A 6,139-nucleotide genomic window follows, 5' to 3' on the forward strand; every position below is an offset into this window, starting at 1 on the left:
GCCCGGTCAAGCCGGGCGATGACAGTGAGTGTGTGGGACGCGTGTCACGAACTCGCTGTCGTAGCCCGCATGAGCGTAGCGACATGCGGGAGTAGCGGCCCCGGATATCGCTACGCTCATCCGGGCTACAAGACTGCGCGTCTCAGCGGCAGGACAATCCCGCGTCGATCGTGGTCCAGAAGCCGCAATGTTCCGGCGCGCGTTGCGGCGCGCCGGCATGGGCTTCAAACAGGAAGACCGCGACGGTGAAGACGATCAGGGCGGAGGAGAACAGGACGAAGCGGTTGCGCATGGGATTGCGTTTAATCGACATCGTGGTCGAATGATGGCGTCGTCACGGGCTGAAACCACAACGGCGCGCGATCCGTAGAGTCACGGTCGGCCATTTTCCGTGCAGGGCGGTGGTCGATGCGGGGCTGTCCGCTGTTGTTCCCTTCGGCGGCCCCGCCTTCGCTTCTCACGAGCTACGGCGCGGCGAGCCCGCTCGCCACATGTAGCCCGCATGAGCGCAGCGACATGCGGGACAGGCCTACCCGGATATCGCTACGCTCATCCGGGCTACGGCACTGCCATCACCGCGCCAGCCACTCCGCCACTTCCTTCTGCGACTCCGCGCGCGCTGCCGCATCGGTGCCGAGATGGCCGTGCTCGGGCGCGGCGGCGTCGGTGCTGCCGCTCGCTGCGTGCAGCGGCGTGTTGGCGCGGTCGAAGTCGTGATAGGCGCCGGGATAGACCACGATGCGCGCGAGCGCGCTGCGGCCATGCGCGCCCTCGACCATCTGGCGGCAGGCCGGCGGCGACGAGACGTCGTCATTGCCGCCGATCAGCACCAGCGTCGGCACCCGTGTGCTCCACCCGAGGCCGGCGGAAATCCTGCAGTCCGGATAGAACGCGATCGCGGCGCGGAAATCCGGACCCGTCTCGCGCGCAAGGTTTTGCGGACGCACGGCCCAGAGCAGCGCGCTGGCGCCGTTGGCCCAGCCCATCAGGCTGACACGGTCGCGCGCAACCCAGCTCTGCTTCATCAGCCAGGCGCGCGACGCCGCGATATCGGTGACGCGTTCGCGCCGCGCCTTGACGTGGATCTCCTTGACGCGGCATTGCGGCCCGAGCTCGCGCGAGCCGTAGCTGTCAGGGAGCAGCACGGCGTTGCCGGATTTGAGCAGCCGCTCGGCCCATTCGCGATAGCGCGGCAGGACGGAATCGGAATGGCCACCGAGGCCGCCGCAGCCGTGGAGCGCGATCACGGTCGGAAACGGCCCGGTGCCCTCGGGCTTGTAGAGCTGCGCATGCAGCACGCCGGACGCCAGCGGAATCTCGACCGGCTGCGGTGCCGGCGAGCCGTGCGCGGCCGAGAGCAGGAAGGTCAGGAACAGGGCGGTGAACGGAAGGCGCATCGAACTTTGCCGTTGGATCCTTCGCTCAAGCACTATCATGCGGAAACGCCGCCAAAACATCACAAACCGGTGGGTTTACCGGGCGGACAAGCCACCCTATCTGTGCTACATCCCGTCCAACACATCGTGCCCTCCCAGGTGATCCCGGAGCGGCCTTCCACGGAGACTTTCGACCGTGCTGAACAAGTTCGGCCCTTCGGGCCATGGCGAAGCGCAGGTGCAGTATCTCGACGGCGATTTCCGCGTGATCTCGCCGGGGACCTTCGTGCGCTGCGCGATCACCGATACGCGCATTCCGCTCGACGAGTTGAAATACTGGAGCGTGGACCTGCAGGAAGCCTACGCCACGCCCGCCGCCGTGCTCGAGCGGCATTACCCGGGCGCGCCCAAGCCGCAGGCGTGAGGCCGCAGCCGCGCGTCTATCGCTGCTCCGCGCCATCCGCGCCCACGCAGGTCTTGATGAAACTCTTCCTGGTCTCGCCGACGATCTTCTGATCGATCGCCTGCTTCAGGCAATCGAGCCGCGCCTGCGCCATGCAGAGCTGCATCTGGTCGCGCTTGTCCTGTCCCTTCAGGCTTGCCGTCGTGGAAAGACACGTCACGCGCTTGGTCGCGGGGACCGGCACTGTGGCGGTGGACGCCGCCGGCGGTGCCGTCTGTGCAAACACCGGCGCAATGATCAGACCCACAAGACTGGCGGCAACGGCGGCGGACGGCAACTTCATCGCATTCTCCTGAGCGTCTGAAAACGATAGGAGCTTGCGATGAATGGCGCCTGAATGGCAGGCTGCTGTCGATGGGCAAAGCGCAGCTGCCCTGCCGGCATAGCACGAGCGGTGCAGCTTTTTCACGAGGCATGTTCGGACGCATCAGAAATGCTGCTCTCACAGCCGAGATGATTTCCGTTATGCCAATCCGCGTTGCATCGAAGAGTGCTTGCACTCCATGGTTAGTTATTTCGCGTTGTGGTTGGATTCTTTGTTGCGATTGGCGCTCTTAGGTTGTTTGACGAAGTCTTGGTGAAACAAAGCGCCGCTATGCTTCATCTTAGGTAACTGGCCCTGCTCTTTTTATCGCACAGACAATCAAGTCAGCCAAGCGGCCACTGAGCTCTGGAATTGGCGCAGTCTGTGAACGGGCTCATATCGAAGAGCCATCTGTCGGGCTACGATCACCTCGAAAATTTGCGGTGGAATATCTGTAATCGAAAATCAACGATGGGGGTGATCATGCCCACCATATTAGACCTGCTCTATCGTGAATATTGCCGCGCCCGCCTCGCTGAAATGCGGAAACAGCTTCTGATCGCAGCTGAACGCTTTGAAGCTCTCGACGCGCATCATCATCCGGATCAGGGTGACGATGAGAGGACGGACGCACAACGCAAGACCGGTCGCCGCGCGCCGAATTGAAGCGGCCCGAGACCGGCGATCTCTCCCCGTAGCAGTGACCAAGCAGTTGGCAACAGTTTGGGAGGCAGCAATGAATACACCCGAGTACTATACCGCCATGGTGGCCTGCGTCTCGTGCCTGACCATTATCGGATTGATGGCCGTTGGGGCGTGGTGAGCATGATTGACTGCTGAACGCCGCGGACGCAGCACGCACCGGACAGCATGGTTCGTCAACGCAGGCTGGAAGGCCTTCGCCTTGCCTCGGTTGCAGACGTGCTTCTTGCTGTGAGGTGAGCGTTGCCGCCGCTTCCTTCGACTGCGGCGGCTTCGCTTTAGATCCGGATGTCAGCTTCCGGGCGGAGTATACGAAGAACGCAGCTTCGCCGCGTTCTGGCGGACCTGCTTGATCTCGTCCTGCGTGAACAGCCGCGTCAGTTTCACGTTCTGCAGGGTGCCCGCCGTGACGGTCAGGCCGGAGATGGCCGGAGCCGCACCCGGATCAGGCACATCGAAAATCACCAACACGCCTGGGCCGTCGGCCGCAACGCTGAACATCGAAATCAGCTTTCCGCCGGCCGCTTCGATGAGTTTTCTTGCCGCCTCCTGACGATCGGTCTTGGGGTTCTCCAAAATGGCATTGAGAGCGCGGGGTGTGTATTGTCCGGTGAGGCAAAAATGCATGGCATGTTCTCCTCTGGGTTTTTGGCAATGACTTTCCCTGCCGTTCCGAACTCGTCGTTACGGCCGCTGCATCTGAAATGATGAAGGTACTGCCCGCCGTGGGCATAAACGCCGTCGATGATTTCCGGGAGTTCGGCACGTCCCGGTGACGGCTCTCATGCGAGGCTACATCAACTCCCGAACGTGCGGAAGGAAATTCATCAGTGCGACATGTCGTCCCGATCAGATCTCGCCCACCTTACGAGATCATCGCCTGGAAAACCGCCGCTCGCGCGCCTTGTAGAGATGATCGCTGATCAATTGCCGAAGCGCAACCGGGTCATCGAACTCGAGCTGCACCGCGAAAGGCACGATGTCATCCGGCACGCCTTCACGGCCGTGCAGGCGAGCAAGATCCTTTTCCGTCGTTACCAATGTTTGCTGCTCGCGCCCCGCCTCCGCAGCGATGGCTGCGATCTCCTCGTTCGAGAACATGTGATGATCGGCAAAGGCGCGCGTGCGCGCGAGGTCGATGCCGCGGGCGCGCAACGTACGGAAGAACCGTTCGGGATCGCCGATGCCGGCGAACGCGAACACCGGCTTGCCCAACAGTCTTGCGACCGCCTCGGCGTCGGGTTTCAGCCGCGCGCGCAGTTCCGGCTTGTTGCGCCTGGCTAGCTCGGCCGCGACATCGTCGGCGGCGCGGCCGCCGCCGATCACGACCAGCGCGTCGGTGCGCGCGAGCTGCGCCTTCAGCGGCGCACGCAGCGGACCGGCCGGAAACACCTTGCCATTGCCGAGGCCGCGCTCACTGTCGATCACGATCAGCGAGGTGTCCTTGAGAAGACGCGGGTTCTGGAAACCGTCGTCCATCAGGATCACGGTGGCGCCTTGCGACTTCGCCAGCACGACGCCGTCGAGACGGTCGCGCGCGACCGTGACGGGAACGTCGCGCGCCATCATCAGCGGCTCGTCGCCGACGTCGGACGCGGTGTGACGCATGCGGTCGACCATTACCGGGCCCCTGAGGCTACCGCCATAGCCGCGGCTGAGCACCACCGGCGTCTCGCCGAGCTCGCGCAGGAGCTTCGTCAGCGCCAGCACGGTCGGCGTCTTGCCGGCGCCGCCGACATGGTAGTTGCCGACGCAGATCACGGGGATGCCGGCGTCGACGCCCGCGCGCAGCATCCGCCGTTCGGTGATCGCGCCGTAGAGCGCACCCAGCGGCCCCAATGCGTACGATTCGAGCGAACGTGGCCGGTACCAGAAGGCCGGCTCACGCATTGGCGGCCCCCATCTCGATCCGCAACTGCAGAAGATAAGGCTCGAGCGCGGTCATGGTGCGGTTGAGCGCGCCGCCGAGATCCTCGACCACGCCGGCGCCCGATTGCTGGATCTTGTGACGCACGGCAGGATCGGCGAGCAGCTGGCCGAGCTGCTTGATCAGCAGCTCCTGCGTGTCGGCCTGGCGCGCACCGCCGCTGTGATCGAGCGCCTCGTAGACGTCGGCGAAATTGAAGACGTGCGGACCATGGACGATGGCCGCGCCGAGCTTGATCGCTTCGATCGGATTCTGGCCACCATGGCGGATCAGCGATCCGCCCATGAACACGATGTCCGAGAGGCGATAGAACAGGCCGAGCTCGCCCATGGTGTCGGCGATATAAACGTCGGTGGTCGCCGTCGGCAGCTCGTCGCGCGAGCGCAGAGCCGGCTTCAGGCCGGACGCCGTGATCAGGCCTGTGATCGAGGAGCCGCGATCCGGATGGCGCGGCACGATCACGGTCAGGAGCTGCGGGAAGAAACCGCTGAGGCTGCGATGCGCCGCCACCAGCATCTCCTCCTCGCCCGGATGGGTCGAGGCCGCGACGATGATCGGACGCCCGCGCGTCATCGCCATCAGCCGTTCGAGCTTGGCAGGATCGGCCGGCGGCGCCGGCACGTCGAGCTTGAGATTGCCCGTGGTGACGACGTCCCGGCCGCCGAGCGCCGAGAAGCGCTCGGCATCGGTCTTCGACTGCGCCAGACAAATGTCGAAACGCGACAGCAGCGCCGAGATGGTGCCCTGCATGCGGCGCCAGCGCGGGAAGGAGCGCGGCGACATCCGCCCGTTGATCAGCACCATCGGCACGCGACGCGCAGCGCCTGCCAGGATCAGGTTCGGCCAGAGATCGGATTCGATGAACAGCGCCAGCGACGGCTTCCAATGGTCGAGGAAGCGCGCGACGTAGCGCGGGGAATCATACGGCACGTATTGATGGATGACGTCGGGCGGAAAGCGCTTTGCGACAATAGCAGCCGACGTGACGGTGCCCGAGGTGAGCAGAATGCGCAGGTTCAGATCGCGCAAGCGCTCGATCAGGGCCGCCGCGGCGAGGACCTCGCCGACGCTGGCGCCGTGAATCCAGACCAGCGGACCGTGCGGTCGCACGTCCCGGGACAGGCCCCGCCGTTCGCCGACGCGCGCGGGATCTTCCTTGCCCTGCTTCAGGCGCCGCTTGATCAGCACAGGCGCGAGCGGCACCAGGCCGCGCGCCAGGCGCCGGTACATCCGCAGCGTCAACGGCAGCGAGCCCGGTAGCGATTTAGGCATCTGCAGGTCCCGGCCGGCCGAGTTGCGCATAGGCGCGGCGGGTCGCCTCGTTCAAGGTCTCCTCCAGCTCGAGCCGCAGCGCTTCCATGGTGGCT

8 protein-coding genes are annotated in these 6,139 nt (G+C 64.7%); 2 read left to right on the forward strand and 6 right to left on the reverse strand.

What is annotated here, in order from left to right:
* Positions 1 to 142: 142 nt before the first annotated feature.
* Positions 143 to 313 (reverse strand): hypothetical protein, encoded by a 171-nt coding sequence (locus tag IVB32_RS07430; protein WP_198293346.1) that lies wholly within the window; start codon positions 311 to 313, stop codon positions 143 to 145.
* Positions 314 to 572: 259 nt separating this feature from the next.
* Positions 573 to 1,397: a dienelactone hydrolase family protein gene (locus tag IVB32_RS07435; protein WP_018453455.1), complete on the reverse strand. Its 825-nt coding sequence runs from the start codon at positions 1,395 to 1,397 to the stop codon at positions 573 to 575.
* A gap of 175 nt (positions 1,398 to 1,572) precedes the next feature.
* Here IVB32_RS07435 and IVB32_RS07440 point away from each other — a divergent pair, with 175 nt between their 5' ends.
* Entirely contained in the window at positions 1,573 to 1,800 is a 228-nt protein-coding gene (locus tag IVB32_RS07440) for a DUF2093 domain-containing protein (protein WP_007596922.1), read from the forward strand.
* Positions 1,801 to 1,816: 16 nt separating this feature from the next.
* On the opposite strand, the gene IVB32_RS07445 is transcribed toward IVB32_RS07440, so the two are convergent.
* A complete protein-coding gene (locus tag IVB32_RS07445) occupies positions 1,817 to 2,122 on the reverse strand; it encodes a hypothetical protein (protein WP_018453454.1) in 306 nt (101 codons plus the stop codon).
* Between the two features lie 492 nt (positions 2,123 to 2,614).
* Between IVB32_RS07445 and IVB32_RS07450 the strand changes: the two genes are divergently transcribed.
* Positions 2,615 to 2,809: a hypothetical protein gene (locus IVB32_RS07450; protein WP_083926320.1), complete on the forward strand. Its 195-nt coding sequence runs from the start codon at positions 2,615 to 2,617 to the stop codon at positions 2,807 to 2,809.
* Positions 2,810 to 3,136: 327 nt separating this feature from the next.
* On the opposite strand, the gene IVB32_RS07455 is transcribed toward IVB32_RS07450, so the two are convergent.
* The 3 genes from IVB32_RS07455 to IVB32_RS07465 all read right to left on the reverse strand — a co-directional run bounded on the left by IVB32_RS07455 (position 3,137) and on the right by IVB32_RS07465 (position 6,074).
* A complete protein-coding gene (locus tag IVB32_RS07455) occupies positions 3,137 to 3,472 on the reverse strand; it encodes a GYD domain-containing protein (RefSeq protein ID WP_007596925.1) in 336 nt (111 codons plus the stop codon).
* Positions 3,473 to 3,718: 246 nt separating this feature from the next.
* Positions 3,719 to 4,735 carry a tetraacyldisaccharide 4'-kinase gene (gene lpxK / locus IVB32_RS07460; RefSeq protein WP_018453451.1) on the reverse strand — a complete coding sequence of 339 codons (1,017 nt, stop codon included), beginning with the start codon at positions 4,733 to 4,735 and terminating at the stop codon, positions 3,719 to 3,721.
* Positions 4,728 to 6,074 (reverse strand): 3-deoxy-D-manno-octulosonic acid transferase, encoded by a 1,347-nt coding sequence (locus IVB32_RS07465; RefSeq protein WP_018453450.1) that lies wholly within the window; start codon positions 6,072 to 6,074, stop codon positions 4,728 to 4,730. The genes lpxK and IVB32_RS07465 overlap by 8 nt, the downstream gene beginning before the upstream one ends.
* Positions 6,075 to 6,139 lie beyond the last annotated feature (65 nt).

It is taken from the genome of Bradyrhizobium sp. 23 (assembly GCF_023073295.1).
GTDB lineage: Bacteria > Pseudomonadota > Alphaproteobacteria > Rhizobiales > Xanthobacteraceae > Bradyrhizobium > Bradyrhizobium canariense_D.